Raw genomic sequence first — 23,362 nt, 5'->3', positions numbered from 1 at the left:
GCCGAGGCCGTCCTGAGCGCCCTGGCGGTCGCCACGTACGGGGACGGTCGGGCCGTGGTCGCGCCGGCCCGGGCCGCGCGCGCGCCCGTCCCGGCGGCCATGCGCCGCGGCGCGGGCCGCATCGCCGCGACGTCGGTGTCGAGCCGCGCCGCCGCGGGGCTGCCCGCCTCCGCGAGCGCCCGCACGACCATCGGCGCGCTCACCGGCCGACCGGCCGTCGCGGGGCTGTCCCGCAACCAGGCCCGGGCCGCCCTCAGCGCGTCCCGACGGGCCGGGAACGTGCAGCCGGTGGCCCCGTTCCGGAGCGCCCTGGCCGACGTCAGGGCGTTCCCTGGGCAGCTGCGCGCCGTCCGGGACGGGGCCGGCGACGCGCTGCGGGCCCTGCGGCCCGGCTCGCCCGCCCAGGCCGCCGACCTCGCCGCGTGGCGGCGGAGCCTCGGCCTCGGCGACGACATCGGCGACCTGGGCGGCCTCGTCTCCGACGTCCGGGCCGCCCACCCCGGCCTGCGCGCCTCGAGCGACGTGCGGCCGCACCTCGTGAGGGCCGGGGTGCTCACCGGGGTGTCGGCCACCGCCTTCGGCACGCAGGTGGGCCTCGACACGAGCGAGGTCGTCGAGCTCTTCCTGCCCACCGACGACCCCGTGGAGCGGTTGCGGCTGCCCGCGGAGCCGTGAGGCCCCCGGTGCCGGTCGAGCCCGACCTCCCCCGTCCCGGCGGGGCGGTGCGCCTGTACCCGCTCGTGCCGCTGACCGCCCGCGAGGCGGCGAGCGTCGCGCTCGACGTGGCGCCGGGCCTCGTCCGCCTGCACGGGCCGTCGGGGGTGCGCACGTGGCGCACGCCCGGCCGGAGCGAGGGAACAGGGGGAGCAGGGGGAGCAGGGGGAGGCGAGGGCACCGGGGGGACCGAGCCGGTCGACGCGGTCTGGTGGGACGAGGACGACGACACCGCGGTGCTCGTCTCCCGCGGCACCGCCGTGCTCGCGCTCGCCGGACGGGACTGGGGCCGGCGCCACCTCCGCGCGGCCCTCGACGTCCTCGCGCTGCCCCGCACCGGTCCGCCCGACGGCGCCGCGACCCGCGTGGCGGACCCGCGCGCGGACTGGCCGGTGCCGCGCCTCTCGTGGCTCGCGGTCCTCACGGCCCTGGGGTCGCTGTCGCCCGCCCTGGCGATCCTGCTGGCGGGCACCGCGCGCGTGCTGCGCACGGTCGTGTCCCCGGCGGCCGTCGACGCGTACGTGACCGGGGCGCACGTCGGCTGGGTGCTGGTCTGCGGCCTGCAGCTCGCGTGGACGTGGACGACGTTCTCGCCCGTCCGCCCGGGGCGCCGGCCGCGGGGGGCGCTGGTGGCCCGGGGGCCCTTCCGCCCGAGCGCCGGGAGGCGCGTCCGGCTCGTGCGCGACGGCGACCGGCTCGTCGTCGGGACGGCCGACGCCCTGCACCTGCGGCTGCCGCTCGTCGGGCCGCAGCGGGTCGGCTGCGTGGCCGCGCGGGTGGACCCCGCGCAGCCCGGCGGTGGCGCCGTCGTCGTCGGTGACACCGTCGGGGGGACCCTCGCGGTGCTGCCCGTCGACCCGTGGTGGCGCGGCCCCGAGGACGCCCGCGCCGCCGCGTCCCGGCTCGCGCGGGAGCTCGACGTGCCGCTGCGCGACCCGCTGCCCGACCCGGCCGCGCCCGTCGTGGGGGCCGTCCCGGACGCCCGGCACCTGCGGGTCGTCGTGCCGCTGCTCGCCCCGGTGTACGCCCTCACCGCGCTCGTGCCGCTGCTGCGGCTCGACCGCTCGCCGCTGCCGTGGCTCACGGTCGCCGCGGCGGTGCTCGTGCTCGTCTCCCTCGTCGTGGTGACGGTGCTCCGCGTCGAGGACCTGCTCCGGTCGCGGACCACCGCACCGGACCCGGAGGGTGCCGGAGGTCCGGGCGACGTGGCCGACCCGTTCCCGCGGGAGGTCGACGACCCCGCGGTGCTGGGGCCGGAGGCGCTGCCGACCCACCTCACCCGGCCCGTGGGCCCGGGCCCGGTGTGGCTGCTCGCGCCTGCGGTGGTGGGCGCGGTCGGGCTCGTGCTCGCCGACCGCGCGGTGTCGCCGGCGGTGCCGTCGTCCGTGCCGGCGCTCGGCGCGGCCCTGGTGGTGCTCGCCTGCGGAGCCCTGGCCGTCCTGCTGGTCGTGCCCGTGCTGGGCCAGGAGCGGCGGCGGCGTCGGCTCCTCGGTTACCCCGGACTGCTGGCGGTGGCGAGGCCCGGCGGCGCGTGGGGCCCACGGGAGGTCCTGCTCCGCGTACCGGGGGGCCTCGCCGAGGTCGACGCGGCGTACGGCCCGCTCGCGGGCGTGCGGACCGGGCCGGGGGCGGCGCAGCACGTGGTCCTGCCCGTGCCCCCGCCCGGGGAGCGCGGGGACCTCCTCGTCACGGGCCGGGCCGGGGAGGTGCTCCTCGTCCTCGACGGGAGCCGCTGGTTCCCGGACCCCGCCGCCGTCCGCGCCGCCGCCGACGCGCTGGTCGGGTGCGGGCTGCGCGAGGCGCCCGACGGCGGCACGCCCTACCCGGTGCCCGCGGCGCCGGGGCACGAGCACGTCGCGGCGCCGGTCCCGGGCCCGTCGCGCGCTGGGCACCGTCCGGGCCGGGCCGGTGCGCGGGCGGCCGGGCGGCTCGCGGGACGGGTCGCGACGGCCGCGCTCACCGTCGCGCCCGTCGCCGCCGTCGGACTGGTCGCGGTGGTGGCGCCCGTCGGGGGGTCGCTCGCGTGGCTCGTGACGGCATCGGGCACGCTCGTGCTCGCGGCGGCCGGCGTGGTCGTCGTGCACCTCGCGGGGGACACCCTCGACCGGGGTGACGGCCGCGCGGGCGAGCAGTCCGCGCCGAGGCAGCAGGAGGTCCGGTGAGCGCTCCGCGGCTCCTCGTCGACGGCTTCACCCTCGTCGGCCCCGACGACTGGCTGCAGCTGCCCGTCGAGCCGCTGCCCGAGGACTCCGCCGAGGCGGTCCTGCTGCAGGTGGTGCGCGAGCAGCGCCCGGACGCGCCCGAGGCCGGCGAGGTCGACCTCGCGCAGCTCGCCGCCGTGCAGCGCGAGGTCGCCGCGCGGACGGCGCAGGCCCTCGCGGTCTGGCTGCCCGCCGATGCGGCGCCGGCCGTCGCCGGCGCGGGGGTCGTCGAGCTCCTCCTGCCCGAGGCCGGCGGCGTGCCGGCGTGGGAGGACCTCGTCGCGGCCGTCGCCGACGAGCCGCCCGCCCCCGGCTCGTCCCGGCAGTGGCGCACCGTGCACGTCCTCGACGACGTGCCCTGGGGCGAGGTGGTGATGGCCCACGAGGTCGCCTCGGCCGACGGCGCGCCGCTCGAGGAGCGCCTCACCTACCTCGGGCGCCCCCACGGCAGCGACGACCTGCTCCGGCTCGCCTTCTCCACCCCGTACCTCGCCCTCAGCGAGCCGTTCCGGGAGGGTGCGGTGGCGCTCCTGCTGCACCTCGAGGTCCACCTCGTGACGGACGGGTGACGCCGCGGCCGCCGCGGCTGTCGGTCGTCCTGCCGCGGGGCTGGCACCGGCTGCCCCTGCACCCGCAGGCCGAGCGGCACCGTGCCGTCGACGAGCTAGCCTCGCGCTCCGTGCCCGGCGACGAGGCCGTCGCGCTGCGCCGGCTGCTCGTCGAGGAGCTCCGAGGCGCCTCGGACCGGGCGGCGGTCGCGGGCGCGCAGCAGCTCGTGCTGTCGCTCATGCGCACCCCTCAGGGGCTGCCGCTGCCGGCGTCCCTCGTCGTCACCGTCGTCGACGTCGGCACGCCCGCCGCGGCCGCGCGCCTCGAGCTCCCCGTCGAGGACGGCGACGAGCGCGACAGCGCCCGTGTGCCCGGCGGCCACGTCGTCCGACGGGTGCGCGAGGTCGCGGTCGACTCCGCGCTCACCGAGCCCGGTACCCCGAGCCTCGCGGCCGACTACTGGCTGCGCCGCGAGGACGGGCCGCACGTCGGCGTGCTCGCGTTCTCCACCCCGCTCGTCGCGCTCCGCGACGGCGTGCTGCCGCTCTTCGACGCCGTCGTCGCCTCCGCCCGCTGGCACGACCCGGCCTGAGGCCTCGCCGTTCGCGGCCCCGGCCCCGCTGCGGGAGGGTGTCGGCGTGAGCAGCGTCCCGCCCGCCGACCCCGGTCCGGCTGCCGGTCCTTCGGACGCCCCCGCGCAGCGCCCGCCGGGCGGTGAGGAGGGTCGTGGGTGGCTCGGTGCCCTCGGGGAGCGGGCGCAGCGGGGCGCGTTCCGCCTCGAGCGGCGGGTGACGGCCCTGCTGTCCGCCCTCGCGCGCCGCCGCGGCTGGACCCCCGCGGTGCACAGCTACGCCGGCTACGCGGCCGCCGGTCGGGTCCGGGTGCTCGCGCGCGTGCTGCTCGTCGCGCCCGGGGTCGTGCCCAACGAGGTGACCGGCGTGGCGGGGTGGCGCCGGCTGCTCACGCTCGAGCAGCCCGGTGTCCCGATCGACGTCACCCTCCGCAGCCAGGACAGCGACGACCCGAGCCGCCACAGGCTCGTGAGCGGCACCGGGGGACTCGTCGACGCGACGGTCACCCACGACGTCCGGCCCGGGCGGGCCCAGGCGCTGCTGCGGGTCGGCGACCGCCCGCCCGTGGCGGAGGTGGTGCACGCGGCGCTGGACGGCGGTCTCGGTGTCGTGTGCGACATCGACGACACGGCGTGGGTCACCGGGCTGCGCCACCCCCTGCGGGCGGCCTGGCGGACCTTCGCGCGCGGGTCCACCGGCCGCGAGGCGGTGCCCGGCATGGCGGACCTCCTGCGCGCGGCCGTCGCCGGGCAGGAGCACCCCGCGGTGGTCTACCTGAGCAACGGGCCGTGGAACCTCGCCGGGCCGGTCGCCCGCTTCCTCGAGCGGCACGGCTTCCCGCCCGGTCCGCTGCTCATGACCGAGTGGGGGTTCCGGCCGGACGCGTGGTTCCGCAGCGGCCGGGAGCACAAGGCCGGCGCGCTGCGCCGCCTGCTCGAGGAGCTGCCCCGCACCCGCTGGCTGCTCGTGGGTGACGACGGCGAGCACGACCCCGTCCTCTACGGCGACCTCGCGCGGGAGCACCCGGACCGCGTCGCGGCGGTCGCCGTCCGGCAGGTGGTGCCGGACCGTGACGCTGCGGCCGTCGCGCGCCGCGTGGCGGGCGTCCCGGTCGTGACGGGGCCGGACGGTCGGGCCCTGCTCACCGCGCTCGACGCGGTCCTCGGCCCGCGCCCGTGGGCGGTCGGGGACGCCGACCCGGCCTGAGGTGCGCTCAGCCGCTCGGGCGCAGCACGCTGCGGCCGCGCTTCTGCCCGTACATGCGCCCGTCGGCGCGGTCGAGCAGCGCCTCCGCGAGCGCCTCCCGCGACCTGGAGACGCCGCCGTCCACCTCCGCGCCGAGCTCGGGCACGGTGGCCACGCCGATGCTGAGGCCGAGGCCCAGGTCCTCGCCGTACGCGGCCAGCGGACCGCGGGCGGCCTCCGCGACCGCCGACGCGCACGCCTCGAGCCGGTCCGGGGTGGTCTCGGGCAGCAGCACGACGAGCTCGTCCCCGCCGAGGCGCCCGACGACGCCCTCGTCGCCGACCACGTCCGTCAGCGCCCGCGCCAGGCCGACGAGCACCTGGTCGCCCGCCTGGTGCCCGTAGGTGTCGTTGACGGCCTTGAAGCGGTCCACGTCGCAGAACAGGACCGCGGAGGCCGGTCCCGCCCGCTCAGCGGCGACCGCGAGCCACGCGCCGCGGTTGAGCAGGTGCGTGAGGGTGTCGTGCGTCGCGAGCCACCGGACGTCGTCGGCGATCGCGAGCCGGGCGAGGGACTGCTCGCACAGGGCTGCGAGCGTCGCCACGACCGTCTCGTCGGCGGGCACGAATGCGTGCCGGTTGGCCCGCGGGCCGACCACGAGCCAGCGCTCGCCGTCACGGCCGGCGAAGGTGGCCCCCACCTGCCCCGCACCGGGGGGGCGGCCCTGCACGACGGCGGGGGCGGCGGTCGCCTCCTCGGCCGCGGCCCGGACGGCCTCGGTGACCTCCGCCGCCGTGCCCGCCCGCTGCACGGCGTCGGCGGCCGCGTACATCGCGTGGGCGCGGCCCCGCTCGGTGAGGGCGAGGGTGCTCGTGCGGCTCGCGAACAGCAGCGCGACCGCCACCGGGGCGAGCAGCAGCAGCGACCACGGGCTGCTGCTGGTGAGAAGCATCGCGGCGAGGACGGCGGTCGCGTTGACCGCGAGCACCGAGCCGCCCGCGACGAGCCCGGCCGCGTCGGCGAGGGTCTCGCGGAGCCGCGACCCCTCGACGCGTGACACCCACAGGGCGCTGAGGAGCAGGTCGGTACCCACGTAGGCGGCGCTGGAGGCGAGGACCGCCACGACGTCCCACACGCCGACGACCCGGGTGAACGGGTTGGAGCCCATCGACTCGGCGACCACGCCGCGCACCGCCAGGGCGACCGCGACGAACAGGACGCCCGCGAGCGCGGACAGCAGCACGTTGTACGCGCGGACGGCGAGCCGGCGCTCGCGCGCGAGGAGCTCCGCCACGAGGTAGCCGAGCAGCCACGGCACGAGCGTGACGAGGCCCGCGACGGCGGCCCCGCCGCCGGCCAGCGACCCGGCGGGGGCGGTCCACAGCACCGTCCACAGCACGAGGGCGAGGACCGCGCTGTCGAGGCTGAACACCATCGCGCCGCCGAAGCCCACGAGCCGCAGCGGGTGACGGCTGAGCAGCGCCGTCAGGGGGGCCGCGAGCACGACGAGGGCGAGCAGCGGCACCTGCGCGAGGACAGGCTGGAGCAGCAGGTCGGCCAGCACCCGCACCTCCTACGTCCGCACCCCCCCGACGCCGTCCCATCGGCGCGGTCGGGCCCGGACCTGAGCCCCTGTCCGGCAGACGGACCACGCGAGGGTGGCACGGGGGTCCTGCCGGGCCCAGGGCATCATGACGGCGGCGGGGCGCCGAGGGAAGCCCCGGGTGCCGGCTCAGCCGGCGCGGCCCCGCCGTGCGCCGCCCGGCAGGGCCCTGCGCAGCTCCTCGAGGAACTCGCCGCGCACCTTCGCGGCGTCGAAGGCGACGGAGTCGACGAGCCCGTCGGTGCCGTGGCGGCGGCACACCTGGATCCAGGCCGCGCCCATCGCCATGGTGACGCCGGAGGCGACCGTGGCGCCGACCGCGCCGCCGGTCACCGTGCCGGCCCCGGGGACGAGCTTGAGCAGACCCGTCGCGATCGACCGCCCGGCACCGGTGGTCGCGGCGACGCTGGCGAGCGCGAGCAGCGTCGCCCGGTCCATCGGCACGTTGTGCAGCAGCGCGATGCGGCTCATCATCCGCAGCTGGATGGGCACGAGCACGGCTGCGTCAGCGAAGGGGATCGGGGTCGCCGCCACGGCTGCGGCCTGGGCGGCCGCGGCGGCGACGGCTTTTCCCGCCTCCTTCGCCTTCGCGTCCGCGTCGACCCGCTGCGCCGCGACGAGGGCGGCCCGCACCCCCTCGGGGGCGACGCGGCGCGTCACCTCCAGCAGCTCGGTCAGCCCGTGCTCGGCGAAGCCGGAGAAGGGGTCGGGCTGCGCCATGACCGGGTGCGCGCGACCGTCGACCACGGGCAGGTCCATCGCCCTGATCGCCTCGGCGAACGCGACGACGTCGGGGTGGCTGCGCCCGTCGACGCGGCCCACCCGGGTCATGACGAGGACCGTCGGCACGCCCAGCTCGGCGAGCACCTGCAGCACCTCGCGCTCGCTGTCCTGCACGCGCAGGTCGGCCGCCTGCACGCAGAACCACGCGACGTGGATGCGCTCCTCCTCCGGGCGCGTGCGCGAGTGCGCGACGAGGTCGCGCAGCTCGGTGACGAGGGTCTCGGTGTCGGAGCCGAGCTCCAGGCCCTTCGTGTCGACGACGCCGACCGCGACGCCCTCCCGGGTGTACAGGTGGCTCGCCCGCGTGACGGGCCGGCCGATGCCGGTCTCGGCGAGGGACTCCCCGAACACGGCGTTGACGAGCGTGCTCTTGCCGACGCCGGTGCGGCCCAGGACGAGGATCGTGATGCGGCCGAGCGACGCCGCCTCGGAGGCGAAGGCGGCGCGGAAGCCGTCGTCCCCTGGGGTCATGCGCGCCAGCGTGCCACGGCGGACCACGGCCGGCGTCCCGGTGGCGGACGGCCAGGGACGGCTCCTCTCAGTCGGCGCTGCCCGGCTCGGACATCGCCCGGTGCGCCTTCTGCTTCGCCTTCTCCGGCAGGAACCGGTTGGCGAAGGCCTGCAGGCCCACCTTCGGCGTGCCGGCGACGACCTTCTCGCCGTCGAGCAGGCCCTCGACGCCACGCCGGGCGACGTCCTCCGGGTCGTCCTTGCTGTCGCTGTCGCCGACCGCCGTGTCCTCCAGGCCCGCCCGGTCGAAGAACTCGGTGTCGGTGGGGCCGGGGACGAGCAGCGTGACGGTGACGTCGGTGTCGACCAGCTCCTCCTGCAGGGCCTCGCCGAAGGAGTGCGTGAACGCCTTCGAGGCGTTGTAGACGGCCTGGAACGGTCCGGGCATGGTCGCCGCGACGGACGACAGGAGCATGATCCGGCCGGTGCCGCGCCCGGCCATGTCGCGGACCACGTGCTTGGCGAGGCGGACCGTCGAGGAGACGTTGAGGTCGATGACGGCCTGCTCGCGCTCGAGGTCGTTGTCGACGAAGGCGCCGCCGGCACCGACGCCGGCGTTCAGCACCGCCACGGCGAGCGGCCGGCCGAGCCCCTCGACGCTCGACCACAGCCGCTCGACCTCCGCGGCGTCCCGCAGGTCGGCGGGCACGGCGTGGACGGCGGTGCCGGCGGAGGAGATCCCCTCGGTGACGAGCTCGAGCCCGGCGGAGTCCTCGGCCGCGACCACGAGGTCGAAGCCGCGGGCGGCGAGCTGCTTGGCGACCTCCAGCCCGATGCCGCTGGAGGCACCGGTGACGAGGGCGAGCGGGCGGGACAGTGCGGCGTCGGTCATGAGCACGCAGTACCCAGCCCTGCGGCGGGCACTCGTCCGGAGCGGGCCGCGACCGGGCGCGTCCGACGCGCGGCCTCGATACGGTGCGGACGTGCTCGACGCGACGCTCGACCTGCTGCCGGAGCCGGCTGCCGCCGGGACGGCGCGGCGCTGGGCGAGCGAGCTGCTCCTGGACCCGCTGGGCCGCGACGCCGCGGACACCGTCGAGCTGGTCCTCACCGAGCTCGTGCAGAACGCCGTCTTCCACGCCAGCACGCCGATGCGGGTCGTGCTCCACAGCGACGGCGAGCAGGTCTGCGTCGGGGTGGTCGACCGCTCGCCGGTGCTGCCGTCCTCGGGGCTCACCGACGTCGAGGCGATGTCCGGCCGGGGCCTCATGATGGTGGCGGCGGTCGCCTCGGAGTGGGGCGCGGAGCCGCGCGAGGACGGGAAGGTCGTGTGGGCGAGGGTCCCGGCGCGGCCGGCGGCCGGTGCGGGCGAGGAGGAGGAGCCGGACCTGGAGGCCCTCCTCGGCCGGTGGGCGGACGACGGCGGCACCGAGGAGCCGGTGGGCGGGACGCCGCTCGTCGTGCCCGGCCTGCCCACCGCGGCGATGCTCGCGGTCAAGACCCACAACGACGACGTCGTGCGCGAGCTCACGCTGGTGGCGATGGCCGGTCCGGAGGCGCTGCAGGGGACGCCGGAGGCGGTCGCCGAGCTCGCGCGGTCGGCCCGTGAGGTGCTCTCGACCTTCGCCGCGGGCCGCAAGCAGATCCGCGACCAGGTGCTCGCCGCCGTCCGCGGCGGCGCGGCGGAGTTCGACCTGCGCCTGGTCCTCGACGAGCGCACGCTGGCCGTGCTCGACGACTACCTCGACGTGCTCGAGCGCGCCGACGGCTGGGCCGTGCGGGGTGTGCTGCTGAGCGAGCCGCCGGACGACGAGGTGGTCGCGGTCCGCCGCGACTACCTCACGCGGCTGATAGCCGCGGCCCGCGGGCGCTGAGCCCGGCGCCCCTCACGGTCGCTCCCAGCGGGCCAGGGCGGTGCGGATGCGCTTCTCGCTGACGGGCTGGGGCGTGCCGAGCTGCTGCGCGAACACCTGCACCCGCAGCTCCTCGACCATCCAGCGGACCTCGAGCAGGTCCGCGGGCACCGCAGCCGGGTCCGGCAGCGTCTCGACCACGTCGAGGTAGGCGTCGTAGGCCGGCAGCACCCGGTCGAGCAGCTGCAGGTCCCGGGCGGGGTCGCGCTCGGCGGCGTCCAGGCGGCGCTCGACCGCCGCCAGGTAGCGCAGCACGTGCGGCAGCCGGTCGGCACCCACGACGCGCACGTAGCCGGCCGGCACGAGCCACGCCAGCTGCCCGCGCACGTCCACGACGGTCTCGGTCAGCCCGGCCGGTCCGGACCGGCGCGCGAGCCCCTCGAGACGGTCGCGGACCGACTGCCACGTGCTCTGCACCCGTGCCACGGTCCGCACGACGTCGGCGAGGGCGTCGGGCAGCGCCGTCCGGACCGCCTCGCGCAGGGGGGCGACGGCCGCGGCGTCGCGCACGGGCCACGTGCCGTCCGGCAGCTCGCGGCGCAGCAGCGACGTCGTCGCGGCGACCACGCAGTCGGCGAGCAGGTCCGGCACCGAGGGGTACGGCGTCCACGACAGCGACAGCCGCGCCGTGAGGTCGAGCCCGCCGACGACCGCCTTGACGGGCGGCGCGACGCCGAGCAGCACCGCGCGCCGGACACCGCGGTCGTGGGCCGCGACCGCGTCCGCGCGCGACGCGAGCACACGCACCCCGAGCGTCGCGCCCTCGTCCACCCACGCCGGCCAGCCGCGGACCGCGTGCCCGGCGAGCTCGCGCTCGACGACGTCCGGCAGCGGCGGGCCGTCCGGCACGGCGGTGAGACCACGGCGCTCCAGGGCCCGCGTGGCCTCGGCGAGCTGGTTCTGCACCCGGCCCGCGAGCCGTCGCCGCAGGTCGGCGACCCCCTCGGGCGTGCCGGCGCCCTCCGCGAGCACCCGGCCGCCCGCGTCGACGACGCGGACGCGCGGCAGCAGGTGCGGCGGCAGGGCCGACGGGTCCAGGTCGCCCGCCCGCACGACGGGACCGCCGAGGTCGGTGAGGGCGCGGGCCACGACGTCGGTCACGGCCCCGCGCGGGGCGGCGCCGTCGGGCGAGACCCGGGCGAGGACAGCCGCCGCGTGGTCCGGCGCGGGCGCGAAGGACCGGCGCAGCGCCTTGGGCAGCGAGCGGACGAGGCCCGTGAGGAGCTCCTCGCGCAGGCCGGGCACGAGCCAGCCGAGCGCGTCGGCGTCGACGGCGGCGAGCACCTCGACGGGCACGGTCGCGGTCACGCCGTCGTCCGGTGCGCCCGGCTCGAAGCGGTACGCCAGCGGCAGCGCCACCGTCGCGCCCGGGGCGCCCCGCCCGTCGCGCAGCGGCACGTCGAGGTGGTCCGGGAACTGCTCGACGACCGGCCCACCGAGGTCGGCCCCGGCGAGCACGTCGTCGCGGGTCATGGTGAGCAGGTCGGGCCGCTCGCGGCGGGCGTCCTTCCACCACGCGTCGAAGTGCCGCGCCGACACGACGTCCGCGGGGACGCGGGCGTCGTAGAAGGCGAGCACGGCGGTGTCGTCGACGACGACGTCGCGACGCCGGGTGCGCTCCTCGATGTCCCGCACCTGTGCCAGGACCGCGGCGTTGTCGGCGAGGAAGCGCTGCCGCCCGGCCCAGCGCTCGTCGACGTCGCCCTCGACGAGCGCGTGCCGCAGGAAGAGCTCGCGGCTCAGCGCCGGGTCGACCCGGGCGAAGCCGACGGTGCGGGCCGCCACCAGCGGGATGCCGTACAGCGTCACCTTCTCCGTCGCCTCGACCTGGCCCCGCTTCGCGTTCCAGCGCGGCTCGGAGTAGGTGCGCCGCACGAGGTGCTGCGCGACCGGCTCGACCCACGCGGGGTCGATCGCGGCGACGCCGCGCGCGTACAGCCGCGCGGTCTCCACGAGCTCCGTCGCCATGACCCACCGGGGCGCGGTGTCCTTGCGCCGACCCGGCTGCGGCGCCTGGCCCGGCTTGCGCTGCGGCGGTCGCGGGCGCGGCAGCACCGACCCGGACCCGATGGAGAACCGCGTGCCGCGCGCGCCGAGGTACTCGGTGGCGTCGCCCTCGCGGAAGCCCACGTGCGACAGCAGGCCCGGCAGCAGCGCCCGGTGCACGGTCTCGGCGGTCCCCGCCTCGAACGCGGCGAAGTCGCGCGCGTCGGCGCCCGGCGCGGGCTCGTCGCCGGGACGGACGGCCGAGGACGCGCGCATCCCGGCCTCCTTGCAGACCTGCCGCAGCTGGGCGTCGAGGTCGAACCACTCCCGCACCCGCAGGTGGTGCAGGTGCTCGGCCACGCACAGGCGGCGGAACGCCGAGCTGCTCAGCTCCTCGCGGCGGGCGCGCAGGTAGCGCCACAGCGCGAGCAGTGTGAGCAGGTCCGAGTGCTCGACGCGGAAGCGGCGGTGGGCGAGCTCCGCGCGGGCCTCGTCCGGGCTGTCGGGACCGGGCCGCTGGCGCGGGTCGACGACCGACAGGCCGGCCACGAGCGCGCGGACCTCGTCGAGGCAGCCGGTGCGGTCCGCCTCCAGCAGCATCCGGCCGAGCCGGGGGTCGATGGGCAGGCGGGCGAGCGTGCGGCCGGTGTCGGTGAGGCGCCGGTGGCGGGTGACGCGCCCGTCGTCGTCCTGCTCGAGCTCCTCGCGGACCGCTCCGAGCTCCTCGAGCAGCGCGAGGCCGTCCTTGACCTGCCGCGGGTCGGGCGGGTCGAGCCAGTCGAGCTCCTCGACGTCGTCGATGCCGAGGCTCGTCAGCTGCAGCAGGACGCTCGCGAGGTTGGTGCGCCGCACCTCCGGCTCGGTGAACTCCGGGCGCGCGTCGTGGTCGGCCTCGCCGTACAGGCGGATCGCGACGCCGGGCGCGAGACGGCCGGAGCGGCCGGCGCGCTGCGTCGCGCTCGCCTGGCTGATCGGCTCGACGGGCAGGCGCTGCACCTTGGTGCGCACCGAGTAGCGGCTGATCCGGGCGAGCCCGGTGTCGACGACGTAGCGGATGCCGGGCACGGTGAGCGAGGTCTCGGCGACGTTCGTGCTGACGACGACGCGGGTGCCGGCGTGCGGCGCGAAGATGCGGTGCTGGTCGGCGGCGGACAGCCGCGCGTACAGCGGCAGCACCTCCAGGCCGACCACCGAGCCGGCGAGCTGCGCGCGCAGGGCGTCGACGGCCTCGCGGATCTCCCGCTCGCCGGAGCAGAACACGAGGACGTCGCCGTCGCCCTCGGTGAGCAGCTCGGTGACGGCGTCGACGACCGCCTGCGGCTCGTCCCGGTCGTCGGCCGGGTCGGCCTCGTCGCCGGAGTACGGCCGGTAGCGGATCTCGACGGGGTACGTGCGGCCCGACACCTCGACGACCGGCGCGCCGCCGAAGTGGTCGGCGAACTTCTGCGGGTCGATCGTCGCCGAGGTGATGACGAGGTGGAGGTCGGGCCGCCTCGGCAGCAGCCGGTGCAGGTAGCCGAGCAGGACGTCGACGTTGAGGGACCGCTCGTGCGCCTCGTCCACGACGATCGTGTCGTAGCGACGCAGCATCGGGTCGCGCTGGATCTCCGCGAGCAGGATGCCGTCCGTCATGACCTTGACCAGGGTCGACGGCCCGGTGTCGTCGGTGAAGCGGACCTGGTAGCCGACGTGCTCCCCGAGCGGGGTGCCGACCTCCTCCGCGAGGCGCTCGGCGACGCTGCGGGCGGCGATGCGCCGCGGCTGCGTGTGCCCGATGATCCCGGTCCGGCCGCGGCCGGCCTCCAGCGCGAGCTTCGGCAGCTGGGTCGTCTTGCCCGAGCCGGTGGCGCCCGCGACGACGACGACCTGGTGGTCGCGGATGAGGCGGACGAGCTCCTCGCGCCGTCCCACGACCGGCAGCTCGGAGGGGTAGCGCAGCGGCGGCAGCGTCGCGTGCGCGGCCTCGAGGCGGTCGGCCTGGCGGGCCAGGCGCTTGTCGAGGGGCTCCCGCTCGCGGCGCCGGCCGCGGCTGCGCCGGGCGGTCGGGGGAGAGGACATGTCGCGCTCAGGGTAGGCGGCGCCACGACGACACCGACAACCTCGTGCCGTGCGCCACAGCGCCGACGGGCCCCGTCCGTGGTGTCGTTGTGGCTGCCCGAGCCCCGCCGCCACCACCCACCTGGAGGACCCGTGCCCGTCCCGCCCCTGCCCGACGACGTCACCGAGCTGCTGCGCCGCCCGAACCCCGCCGTCATGGCGACGCTCGGCAAGGACGGCCGACCCGTGACCGTCGCCACCTGGTACCTGCTGGAGGACGACGGCCGGGTCCTGCTCGGCCTGGACGCCGCGCGGGCCCGGATCGAGCACCTGCGCCGCGACCCCCGCGTCTCGTTGACGGTCCTCGCGGCCGACGACTGGTACACGCACGTGAGCGTCCAGGGCCGGGTCGGCCCCATCACCGACGACGTCGGGCTCGAGGGCATCGACCGGCTCGCACGGCACTACACCGGCAACGAGTACGCCGTCCGTGACCGGCCGCGCGTCGTGTGCCACCTCGAGGTGGAGCGCTGGCACGGCTGGGGCCGCGCGAAGCAGGACTGACCGGCACCTACCCTGGGTGGGTGGCACGTACCGAGGCGGCTGCGCCCGGTCCGCGTCCCGGCCCGGTCGACGACAGCGCCCTCACCCCCCGCGAGCGGCTGCGGCACCGTGCGGTCGTCGTCGTCTCGCTGGTGTCGACCGTCCTCGTCGGGATCGGGGTCGCGTCGCAGTCGCGGGTCAACGGCGAGCTCTCCCCGCGGATGGTGCCGCCGGCCGTCGCCGCCCCGGGCTGGGCGGGCCTCGCGAGCGAGCGGGTCGCCGCGGGTCTCGACACCGCGATCCTGTCCTTCGGCATCGGCCTCGCCGTCGTGACGACCGGCGCCCTCCTCACCCCCCGCGGCCGGCGTGGGCTGCGCGCCGTGGGCTCCTCGCTGCGCCACGGCCGTCTGCGCTGGTGGCAGCTGCTCGGCGGCGCGGGGGGCGCGACCCTCGTCACGAGCCAGGGCGTCGCCGTCCCGGCCCTCGGCGTCGCGGTCTTCACCGTCACCATCGTCGCCGGCGTCACGGTCGCGGGCCTGGTCGTCGACCGGGTCGGGCTGTCGCCGAACGGGGTGCGGCCGTGGACGCCCCGGCGGGTGCTCGGCGCGCTGCTGGCGGTCGGCGGGGTCACCCTCAGCGTGTCGGGCGGCCTCGGCGAGGGTGGCGGCGCCCCGGTCCTCGCGCTGGTGGGGGCGCTGCTGCTCGCCTTCGTGGCCGGGTCCCTGACGGCCGCGCAGCAGGCCGTGAACGGGCACGTCGCCGTGCACGCCGGCTCGCCGTGGGTCGCCGGGGTGGTCAACTTCACCGTCGGGCTCACGACGCTCGTCCTCGCCCGCCTCGTGCTCGTCGGCACCGCCCGGCCCGCGCTCCCGCCGCCGGCGGAGCAGTGGTGGCTGTACCTGTCCGGCCCCATCGGGGTCAGCTTCATCGTGCTCGCGGCGCTGCTCGTGCGGACCCTCGGCGTGCTCGTGCTCGGGCTCGGCAACACCGCCGGACAGCTCGTCGGGTCCATCGCCCTCGACGAGCTGTTCCCGACCGCGGCCGGGCGCCCCGGCGCCGTCGAGCTCGTCGCGGCCGTCGTCATCTTCGCCGCGGTCGCCCTCGCGGCGAGCCGCCCCCGCCGGCGCGCCCCGTGAACGGCGTCCTCACCGACGCGCTCCTCGTGCTCGCCTTCATCCTCGTCGGCGGCGTCTTCGCGGGCAGCGAGATCGCGCTCGTCTCGCTGCGCGACAGCCAGATCGACGGCCTGCGCCGCCGCGGTGCGCGCGGCGAGCGCGTCGCCCGGCTCGCGGCCGACCCGAACCGGTTCCTGTCGGCGGTGCAGGTGGGCGTCACCGTCACCGGCTTCTTCTCCGCCTCCTTCGGCGCGGCGACCATCGCCCCCGCGATCGCGCCGTCGCTGGAGGAGCTCGGCCTCAGCGAGGCGGCGGCGGGCACGACGGCGTTCGTCGCCGTCACCCTCGTGGTCGCCGCGGCCTCGCTCGTGCTCGGCGAGCTCGCCCCCAAGCGGCTCGCCCTGCAGCGGGCCGAGGGCCTGTCCCTGCTCGTCGCGGGTCCGCTCGACCTCGTCGCCCGGCTGCTGCGGCCCGTCATCTGGCTGCTCGGTCGCGCGACGGACGGCGTCGTGCGGCTGCTCGGCGGCGACCCCGCCGCGAGCCGTGAGGAGATCGGCGAGGAGGAGCTGCGCTCGCTCGTCCGCGACCACGAGGCGCTCGACCCGGACGAGCGCCGCATCGTGAGCGAGGCGCTCGAGCTCGCCGACAAGGCCGTCCGCGACGTGCTCGTGCCCCGCACCGAGGTCGTCGTCCTGGCCGTCGACCAGACCGTCGACGCGGCGCTCGACGAGGCGACCGGCCGGCCGCACTCGCGCTACCCGGTCGTGGGGGACACGGTCGACGACGTCCTCGGCTTCGTCCACGTCCGCGACCTGTACGGCGCGGTCCGGGCGGGCCGCGGCGGGCGCCCGCTGCGCGACGTGGTCCGCCGGGTGCCCTTCCTGCCCGAGAGCCTGCCGGTGCTCGCGGCCATGAGCACGATGCGCCGGGCCGCGGTCCACCTCGCCGTCGTCGTCGACGAGTACGGCGGCAACGCCGGCATCGTCACGCTGGAGGACCTCGTCGAGGAGGTGCTCGGCGACATCCGCGACGAGTACGACCCGGCGCCCGGCCCGGCGTCGGGGCTGCCGGAGGGCGTCGTCGACCTCGACGGCCTGCTCCACGTCGACGACGTGCCCGAGCACGTGCCCGGCCTCGTCGTGCCCGCGCAGGGGTTCGAGACGGTCGCGGGCTTCGTGCTGCGCGAGCTCGGCCGCGTCGCCCGCGTCGGGGACCGCGTCAGCACGCCCACCCACGAGCTCGAGGTCGTCGCCATGGACGGCCGGCGCATCGAGCGGGTGCGGGTCCGCCCGACCGGGCCCGCCCGCCCGGTCGAGGACGGCTGAGCGGCCGGTGCCGCCCGCCGCGATACTGACCGCGTGACCCCCACCGCCCCGCCCCCCCAGCGGGTCGACGTGCTCCTGGCGGGCGGTGGCGGGGCGGCCCGGACCGTGCTGCTCGCCCTCGCCGGCGCCGCCCACGCCGGCCGGCTGCCCGGCCCGCTCCGTGTTCTCGTCGTCGACCCCGTCGACCCGCACGACACCGAGGCGGCGCACCGCACGTGGTGCTCGTGGGGCGAGCCCGACACCCTGCTCGAGCCGGTGGTCGCCGCCGCGTGGCGCCACGTGCGGGTGCGCGACGCCAGGCACGACCTCGTGCTCGACCTCGACCCCCTGCGCTACCGCCTCGTGCGCTCCGCCGACCTGGCCGAGCACGTCGAGCAGCGGCTCACGACCGCGCCGGGCCTGGCCGTCGAGCACGTCACCGCGGCGGTCACCGCGCTGGACGAGCGCCCCGACGGCACCGTCGACGTGTCGTGGCCGGGCGGCTCCGCCCGCGCGCGGCTCGTCCTGGACTCCCGGCCCGTGCGGCCCGCCCGGCCGGGGTCGGTGTTCTGGTGGCAGCACTTCCGCGGCTGGACGCTGCCCGCCGGCGCCGTGCCCGGGCTCGACCCGGCCGTCGCCGAGCTCATGGACTTCCGCACCCCGCAGCCGGAGCGCGGGCTGTCCTTCGGCTACGTGCTGCCGCTGCCGGACGGCCGGGCCCTCGCGGAGTACACCGAGTTCTCCCCGGCGCGTCTCGACGACGCCGGGTACGACCGGGCGCTGCGCGCCTACCTCGACCGGCTCGGGGTCGCCGCCGGCGTGCAGCCGGAGCACGTGGAGACCGGGGCGATCCCCATGACGGACGCCCGCTTCGCCCGCTCCGCCGGGCCGCGGGTGCTCCGGCTCGGCACCGCGGGCGGCGCGACCCGCGGGTCCACCGGCTACACCTTCTCCGCCATGCTGCGCGACGCGCGCGCCGTCACCGACCTCCTCGAGCGGGGGGCGCTCGCGGGCACGGCCCCGCTGCACCTGCCCGCGCCGTACCCGCGCCGGCACCGCTGGTTCGACGCCGTGCAGCTGCGCGCGCTGGAGGACGGCCTCGTCGACGGACCGGCGTTCTTCGTGCGCCTGTTCCGCCGGCAGCCCGCGACGCGGGTGCTGCGCTTCCTCGACGGTGCGACGCACGTCGCCGAGGACGTCGCCGTCATGTCCGGCGCCCCCGCCGTCGCGATGACCCGTGCCGCCGCCGCGGACGGCCTCGCCCGCGTGCGCGGCCGCTCACGCGCCGGGCAGGCGCCCGCGGTGCCCGTGCCGACGGCGCGGACCCGCGCGTGAGCGCGGGGCCGGACGGCGACGGGTGGGACGCCGGCGACGTGCTGCTGACCCTGGCGGGCCTGGGCCTGCTCGCCCTCGGGGTGTTCGCGGTGCTCACGATGCTCGTCGTCGTGCCCAAGAACCGCCGGCCGTCCTCGGCGACGGCGTGGATCATCGCGATCGTCCTCGTGCCCTTCGCGGGTCTGCTCGCGTTCTTCCTCATCGGCAGCCCCGCCCTGCCCAAGGTCCGACGGGACAAGCAGCGCAACGTCGACCGGCTCATCAGCGAGCGCACGCGCGAGCACGGCATCGGCCTCGAGCGGGCGCCCGGGCCGGACTGGCTCGACCCGGTCGTGCGGCTCAACCAGCGCATCGGCGCCATGCCCATGCTCCACGGCAACGACGCCCGCATCTGGACCGGCTACGACGCGACGATCCGCGCCATGACGGCCGACGTCGGCGCCGCGCGCGACTTCGTCCACGTCGAGTTCTACATCCTCGCCCTCGACCGCACGACCGAGCCGTTCTTCGACGCCCTCGCCGCCGCCGTCGCGCGCGGCGTGACGGTGCGGGTGCTGCTGGACCACGTCGGCTCGTGGCGCTCGCCCGGCTACCGCAGGACCCTGCGGCGGCTGCGGGAGGCGGGCGTGCTGTGGCGGCTCATGCTGCCGGTGCAGCCGTGGTTCGGCCGCTACCAGCGCCCCGACCTGCGCAACCACCGCAAGGTCGTCGTCGTGGACGGCCGCGTCGGCTGGGTGGGCTCGCAGAACCTCGTCGACCGCTCCTACAACCGCCGGGCGAACCTCCGCCGCGGGCTGCAGTGGCAGGACCTCATGGTGCGCGTGAGCGGCCCGGTCGTGCAGGAGCTCGACGCGGTCTTCGCCACCGACTGGTTCTCCGAGACCGACGAGCTGCTCGACGTCGAGACGCCGGACGCGCTGCCCGGCGGGGTCGGCAGCTCGACGGACGCCGAGCTGCTCGCGGAGGAGCACGGCCCGCTCAGCTGCCAGGTGGTGCCGAGCGGACCGGGGTTCGAGCACGAGAACAACCTGCGGCTGTTCAACTCGCTGCTGTACGCGGCCCGCTCGCGCGTGAGCATCACGAGCCCCTACTTCGTGCCGGACGAGTCGCTGCTGTACGCCGTCACCGCCGCCGCGCTGCGCGGGGTCGACGTCGAGCTGTTCGTGCCCGAGGAGGGCGACCAGTTCGTCGTGCACCACGCGCAGCGCTCGTACTACGAGCAGCTGCTGCGCTCCGGGGTGCGCATCCACCGCTACCCGCCGCCGTACGTGCTGCACGCCAAGCACATGACGGTCGACGACCAGGTGTCGGTCGTCGGCTCCTCGAACCTCGACATGCGCTCGTTCAGCCTCGACCTCGAGGCGACCCTGCTCGTGCACGGGCGCGGCTTCTGCGACGACCTGCGCCGGGTCGAGGACGGCTACCGCGCGGTCTCCCGGGAGCTCACCCTCGGCGAGTGGCTGCGCCGCCCCGGCCGGGAGCAGCTGTTCGACAACGTCGCGCGGCTGTCCTCGGCCCTGCAGTGAGCGGCCCCGGCGCGGGCGCCGTCCTCAGTCGCCGGCCTCCAGGGCGTCGAGGCCGTCGTCGTCCGGGTGCCACGACGGCTCGAGGTGGTCGACGAGCGCGTCGGCGAGGCCGGTGTAGCCCTGCGGGGTCAGCGCGAGCAGCCGCTGCTCCGCCTCGGCGGGCAGGCCGAGGCCGCGCACGAACTCCGCCATCGCGGGGCCGTCGACGCGCTGCCCGCGGGTGAGGTCCTTGAGCCGCTCGTACGGGTTCGGCAGCCCGTGCAGGCGCATGACGGTCTGCACGGCCTCCCCGAGCACCTCCCACGACCCCTCGAGGTCGGCGTCGAGCACGGCCGTGTCGACGTCGAGGCCCGCGAGACCGCGCGCCACGTTGTCGAGGGCGACGAGGGCGTGCCCGAGCGCGACGCCGATGTTCCGCTGCGTCGTGGAGTCGGTGAGGTCGCGCTGCAGCCGGCTCGTCACGAGCGTCTGCTGGAGGCTGTCGAGCAGCGCGTTCGACAGCTCGAGGTTGGCCTCGGCGTTCTCGAAGCGGATGGGGTTGACCTTGTGGGGCATCGTGCTCGAGCCGATCGAGCCCGCCGTCGTCACCTGCGTGAAGTAGCCCTGCGAGATGTAGGTCCACACGTCGGTGCAGAGGTTGTGCAGCACCCGGTTGAAGCGCGCGACGTCGGCGTACAGCTCCGCCTGCCAGTCGTGCGGCTCGATCTGCGTGGTGAGCGGGTTCCACGTGAGCCCGAGCCCCTCGACGAAGTCGCGGGCCACGTCCTCCCAGTCCGCGTCCGGCACGGCCGCGACGTGCGCGGCGTACGTGCCCGTCGCGCCGTTGATCTTGCCGAGGTAGTCGGCGTGCCGGACCCGCTCGAGCTGCCGCTGCAGCCGGTGGGTGAGCACGGCGAGCTCCTTGCCCATCGTCGTCGGCGTCGCGGGCTGCCCGTGGGTGCGCGCGAGCATCGGCACGGCCCGGTACTGCCGCGCCATCCCGCCGAGCTGCTCCACGACGCCCCCGGCCGCGGGCAGCCAGACCTCGCGCACCGCGCGCTGGACGAGCCGGGCGTACGCGAGGTTGTTGACGTCCTCGCTCGTGCACGCGAAGTGGACGACCTCGGCGACGTCCTCCAGGGAGCTGCCGCGCAGGCGGTCCTTGAGCAGGTACTCGACGGCCTTGACGTCGTGCACGGTCACGCGCTCGATGTCCTTGAGCTCCGCGACGGTGTCGGCGTCGAACGCGGCCGCGATGCCGTGGAGGCGGTGGACCTCCTCGTCGCGCAGCCGCCGCACGCCCGGCAGCACCTGCCGCTTGGTGAGGTGCAGCAGCCACGCGACCTCGATGCGGAGCCGCTCGCGGTTGAGCGCGGGCTCCGACAGGTGCTCGAGCAGCCCCTCGACCGCCGGGCGGTAGCGCCCGTCGAGCGGGCTGAGGGTGACGTCGCCGAGCTCGGCGGCCAGGCGGACGGCGGTGCGGGACGGCGGCTGCTCGCTCACGGCGGCAATCCTCCCGCACCCGGCGGACGCGACCGTCCCCGGTCCCTCAGGCCCAGCGCCCGGCGACCTCCACCGCCTGCGCGCCGTAGCCGCCGCCGAACAGCACCGCGTGCACCAGCAGCGGGTGCAGCTGGTGCAGGCCGACCCGGTCCTGCCAGCCCGGCTGCAGCGGAGCGGCGTCGTCGTAGGCGGCGAGCACGCGCTGCAGGTGGGGCAGGTCGAACAGCGCGAGCATCGCGAGGTCGGTCTCGCGGTGGCCGCCGTGCGCGGCCGGGTCGACGAGCACGACCCCGCCGGCCGTCCAGAGCACGTTGCCGTTCCACAGGTCGCCGTGGAGCCGGGCGGGGGGCTCCGGCTCCCCGGCCACGCCCGGGTCGGCGACGAGCCGGTCGAGCACCCGGCCGATGGTGGCGGAGCCGTCCGCCGTCACCGCCCCGGTGTCGTGGGCGCGCCGCAGGTACGGCAGCAGCCGGTGCTCGGCGTACCAGGGGGCCCAGTCGGTGCCGGGACGCATCGGCAGCACGAGCGGGCCGATGAAGCCGTCACCGTCCCACCCGGCCGGCGGGCTGCCGAGCTGCGGGGCGCCGGCGGCGTGCGTGACGGCGAGGCGGCGGCCCAGGTCGTCGGCCGCCTCGGGCGTCGGCAGGACCTCGGGCAGGCGCGGCAGGACCAGCGCCTCCGCCTCGACCGACACCGGCTCGACGACCCGGACGCCGCCGGGCACCTGCAGCCACCGCAGGCCCGCGGCCTCGACGGCGAAGAAGCCGGGCGGCGCGTCGACCCGGCGCTTGACGAACACGTCGGGGTCGTCGGCCAGGCGCAGGAGCTCCCCGGCGCCCTCGCCGCCCGCCGCGGCCTCCGGGCCCCCGCTCACGAGGCGACCGTCCCGTCCGGCCCGGTCCCGCGTCGCGCGAGGTGGTCCTGCAGGTGCACGAGGAGCCCCTCGCACGCCCGCTCGACCTGGTCCAGCACGAGGTCGAAGGCGTCGAGGTCGGAGTAGTAGGGGTCGGGCACGTCGAGCCGGCGGCCGATGTCGGCGCCGAGGGCCGCCTGGTCGGCGACGTCCGCCACCTCCGGGTCGAAGGAGCGCAGCAGCCGCACCTTCCGCCGGTCCTGCTCGTTGGCCGTCCACGAGCGCAGGGTGCGCTGGTGACCGCGGTCGAGCGCGAGGACGAGGTCGAGGCCGGGCAGCCACTGCGGGTCGAACAGCCGCGCCCGGTGGGCGCTCCCGTCGTACCCGCGCGCGGCGAGGGCGGTGAGGGTGCGGGAGTCGGCGCGCTCGCCGATGTGCCAGTCGCCGGTCCCCGCCGAGGTCACCACCACCTCCCCGTGCAGGCCCGCGCCGTCGACGAGGTGCGTGAGGACGAGCTCGCCCATGGGCGAGCGGCAGATGTTGCCCGAGCACACGAAGCACACGCTCAGCGGGCTCGGGGGCATGGCGGCCATCCTGCCCCGCGGGCCCGCGCCGCGGCACCCCCTCGGGGCGGATCGGCCGCGGCCGGGCCCGCCGGTGCGTCCACAGCCGTCCGGACGGGGCGGCGTCCACAGCCACGCGGCTCCGGCCCGCGGTCGTCCGGCTCCGCGGACGAGGGTGTGCCCGTGCGGGGGAGCGGGCGGGCGAGCGGGTGGTGACGAGCGGATGACCGGCCTGACGGGGTCGGGACTCGAGGCCGAGTGGGCGGCGCTGGAGGCGACCGCCGTCGACCTCGCCTGCCGCGTGCGCGCCGTGCAGCCCCCGTCGTGGCGGGGACCGGCGAGCGAGGCCTGTGCCACCGGGCTGCTCCGGGCCGTCGCCGACCTGGACCGGGCGGCCGAGGCGCTCGCCCGCGCGCGCCGCGCCGTGAGGGCGTGAGCCGGCCGTGACGGGACTGCACGTCGTCGGCGGGCCGACGGGGAGCGCGGCGCAGCTGGAGGAGCTGGAGAGCATGGCGGGTGCGCTCGCCGACCGCGCCGCGGACTGCGTCGCCGCGGCCGGCGCCGCGAGCCGGACGGCGGCCGAGGCGGCGGGCCGGGCGGTCGCGGCGGCCGTCGTGACCGGTGGTCTCGCAGGCCCGGTCGGGCCGG

General features: G+C 77.3%; 20 protein-coding genes. 13 read left to right on the top strand and 7 right to left on the bottom strand.

Annotated features, from left to right (window positions below):
• The 5 genes from WAA21_RS16705 to WAA21_RS16685 all read left to right on the top strand — a co-directional run.
• Nucleotides 1-675, top strand: a 675-nt coding sequence (locus WAA21_RS16705; RefSeq protein WP_336923980.1) for a hypothetical protein, incomplete at its 5' end; no start/stop codon positions are given.
• 8 nt (nucleotides 676-683) lie between these two features.
• Nucleotides 684-2,876 (top strand): hypothetical protein, encoded by a 2,193-nt coding sequence (locus WAA21_RS16700; RefSeq protein WP_336923979.1) that lies wholly within the window; start codon nucleotides 684-686, stop codon nucleotides 2,874-2,876.
• On the top strand, nucleotides 2,873-3,484 hold the full coding sequence (locus WAA21_RS16695) for a hypothetical protein (RefSeq protein WP_336923978.1): 612 nt from the start codon (nucleotides 2,873-2,875) through the stop codon (nucleotides 3,482-3,484). Before WAA21_RS16700 ends, WAA21_RS16695 begins: the two co-directional genes overlap by 4 nt.
• 110 nt (nucleotides 3,485-3,594) lie before the next feature.
• Nucleotides 3,595-4,056 (top strand): hypothetical protein, encoded by a 462-nt coding sequence (locus WAA21_RS16690; protein WP_336923977.1) that lies wholly within the window; start codon nucleotides 3,595-3,597, stop codon nucleotides 4,054-4,056.
• Nucleotides 4,057-4,102: 46 nt separating this feature from the next.
• Nucleotides 4,103-5,242 carry a phosphatase domain-containing protein gene (locus tag WAA21_RS16685; RefSeq protein ID WP_336923976.1) on the top strand — a complete coding sequence of 380 codons (1,140 nt, stop codon included), beginning with the start codon at nucleotides 4,103-4,105 and terminating at the stop codon, nucleotides 5,240-5,242.
• A gap of 7 nt (nucleotides 5,243-5,249) precedes the next feature.
• Here the strand turns inward: WAA21_RS16685 and WAA21_RS16680 are convergent, their stop codons facing one another.
• From WAA21_RS16680 to WAA21_RS16670, 3 genes are all read right to left on the bottom strand, one after another.
• Nucleotides 5,250-6,785, bottom strand: coding sequence for a GGDEF domain-containing protein (locus tag WAA21_RS16680; RefSeq protein ID WP_336923975.1), 1,536 nt, complete (start codon nucleotides 6,783-6,785; stop codon nucleotides 5,250-5,252).
• Between the two features lie 168 nt (nucleotides 6,786-6,953).
• A complete protein-coding gene (locus tag WAA21_RS16675) occupies nucleotides 6,954-8,078 on the bottom strand; it encodes a GTPase family protein (protein WP_336923973.1) in 1,125 nt (374 codons plus the stop codon).
• Nucleotides 8,079-8,145: 67 nt separating this feature from the next.
• Complete coding sequence (locus WAA21_RS16670) at nucleotides 8,146-8,949, bottom strand: SDR family NAD(P)-dependent oxidoreductase (protein WP_336923972.1); 804 nt, start codon at nucleotides 8,947-8,949, stop codon at nucleotides 8,146-8,148.
• Nucleotides 8,950-9,040: 91 nt separating this feature from the next.
• Between WAA21_RS16670 and WAA21_RS16665 the strand changes: the two genes are divergently transcribed.
• Entirely contained in the window at nucleotides 9,041-9,931 is an 891-nt protein-coding gene (locus tag WAA21_RS16665; protein ID WP_336923971.1) for an ATP-binding protein, read from the top strand.
• Nucleotides 9,932-9,943: 12 nt separating this feature from the next.
• Here the strand turns inward: WAA21_RS16665 and hrpA are convergent, their stop codons facing one another.
• The gene (hrpA, locus tag WAA21_RS16660) at nucleotides 9,944-14,014 is read right to left on the bottom strand and encodes an ATP-dependent RNA helicase HrpA (RefSeq protein ID WP_336923970.1); all 4,071 of its coding nucleotides are present in this window, start codon (nucleotides 14,012-14,014) and stop codon (nucleotides 9,944-9,946) included.
• A 132-nt stretch (nucleotides 14,015-14,146) separates the two neighbouring features.
• On the opposite strand from hrpA, the gene WAA21_RS16655 reads away from it, so the two are divergent.
• Genes WAA21_RS16655 through cls form a run of 5 tightly spaced genes read left to right on the top strand, consistent with a single transcriptional unit; the run spans nucleotide 14,147 to nucleotide 19,816 of the window.
• Entirely contained in the window at nucleotides 14,147-14,557 is a 411-nt protein-coding gene (locus WAA21_RS16655; protein ID WP_336923969.1) for a TIGR03618 family F420-dependent PPOX class oxidoreductase, read from the top strand.
• Nucleotides 14,558-14,577: 20 nt separating this feature from the next.
• Nucleotides 14,578-15,672: a DMT family transporter gene (locus WAA21_RS16650; protein ID WP_336923968.1), complete on the top strand. Its 1,095-nt coding sequence runs from the start codon at nucleotides 14,578-14,580 to the stop codon at nucleotides 15,670-15,672.
• Nucleotides 15,669-16,976, top strand: a complete 1,308-nt coding sequence (locus tag WAA21_RS16645; protein ID WP_336923967.1) for a hemolysin family protein — start codon at nucleotides 15,669-15,671, stop codon at nucleotides 16,974-16,976. Before WAA21_RS16650 ends, WAA21_RS16645 begins: the two co-directional genes overlap by 4 nt.
• A gap of 33 nt (nucleotides 16,977-17,009) precedes the next feature.
• Nucleotides 17,010-18,290: a lycopene cyclase family protein gene (locus WAA21_RS16640; RefSeq protein WP_336923966.1), complete on the top strand. Its 1,281-nt coding sequence runs from the start codon at nucleotides 17,010-17,012 to the stop codon at nucleotides 18,288-18,290.
• Nucleotides 18,287-19,816, top strand: a complete 1,530-nt coding sequence (gene cls / locus WAA21_RS16635) for a cardiolipin synthase (protein ID WP_336923965.1) — start codon at nucleotides 18,287-18,289, stop codon at nucleotides 19,814-19,816. Before WAA21_RS16640 ends, cls begins: the two co-directional genes overlap by 4 nt.
• A 24-nt stretch (nucleotides 19,817-19,840) precedes the next feature.
• Here cls and purB read toward each other — a convergent pair whose 3' ends face one another.
• Genes purB through WAA21_RS16620 form a run of 3 tightly spaced genes read right to left on the bottom strand, consistent with a single transcriptional unit; the run spans nucleotide 19,841 to nucleotide 22,735 of the window.
• Nucleotides 19,841-21,298: an adenylosuccinate lyase gene (purB, locus tag WAA21_RS16630; protein WP_336923964.1), complete on the bottom strand. Its 1,458-nt coding sequence runs from the start codon at nucleotides 21,296-21,298 to the stop codon at nucleotides 19,841-19,843.
• A gap of 46 nt (nucleotides 21,299-21,344) precedes the next feature.
• Nucleotides 21,345-22,172 carry a fructosamine kinase family protein gene (locus WAA21_RS16625; RefSeq protein ID WP_336923963.1) on the bottom strand — a complete coding sequence of 276 codons (828 nt, stop codon included), beginning with the start codon at nucleotides 22,170-22,172 and terminating at the stop codon, nucleotides 21,345-21,347.
• On the bottom strand, nucleotides 22,169-22,735 hold the full coding sequence (locus WAA21_RS16620; protein WP_336923962.1) for a low molecular weight protein-tyrosine-phosphatase: 567 nt from the start codon (nucleotides 22,733-22,735) through the stop codon (nucleotides 22,169-22,171). Before WAA21_RS16620 ends, WAA21_RS16625 begins: the two co-directional genes overlap by 4 nt.
• Nucleotides 22,736-22,937: 202 nt before the next feature.
• On the opposite strand from WAA21_RS16620, the gene WAA21_RS16615 reads away from it, so the two are divergent.
• Nucleotides 22,938-23,150, top strand: coding sequence for a hypothetical protein (locus WAA21_RS16615; RefSeq protein ID WP_336923961.1), 213 nt, complete (start codon nucleotides 22,938-22,940; stop codon nucleotides 23,148-23,150).
• A gap of 7 nt (nucleotides 23,151-23,157) precedes the next feature.
• A partial coding sequence (locus WAA21_RS16610; RefSeq protein WP_336923960.1) for a hypothetical protein occupies nucleotides 23,158-23,362 on the top strand: 205 nt, incomplete at its 3' end.

Source organism: Aquipuribacter sp. SD81 (assembly GCF_037153975.1).
Lineage (GTDB): Bacteria > Actinomycetota > Actinomycetes > Actinomycetales > JBBAYJ01 > Aquipuribacter.
This window is presented reverse-complemented; position numbering and strand designations above follow the sequence as displayed.

Excerpts from the sequence above, each read along its gene's own strand:
- WAA21_RS16675 (WP_336923973.1), bottom strand. The coding sequence starts at position 8,078 with ATGACCCCAGGGGACGACGGCTTCCGCGCCGCCTTCGCCTCCGAGGCG.
- WAA21_RS16620 (WP_336923962.1), bottom strand. The coding sequence starts at position 22,735 with ATGCCCCCGAGCCCGCTGAGCGTGTGCTTCGTGTGCTCGGGCAACATC.
- WAA21_RS16615 (WP_336923961.1), top strand. The coding sequence starts at position 22,938 with ATGACCGGCCTGACGGGGTCGGGACTCGAGGCCGAGTGGGCGGCGCTG.
- hrpA (WP_336923970.1), bottom strand. The coding sequence starts at position 14,014 with ATGTCCTCTCCCCCGACCGCCCGGCGCAGCCGCGGCCGGCGCCGCGAG.
- WAA21_RS16670 (WP_336923972.1), bottom strand. The coding sequence starts at position 8,949 with ATGACCGACGCCGCACTGTCCCGCCCGCTCGCCCTCGTCACCGGTGCC.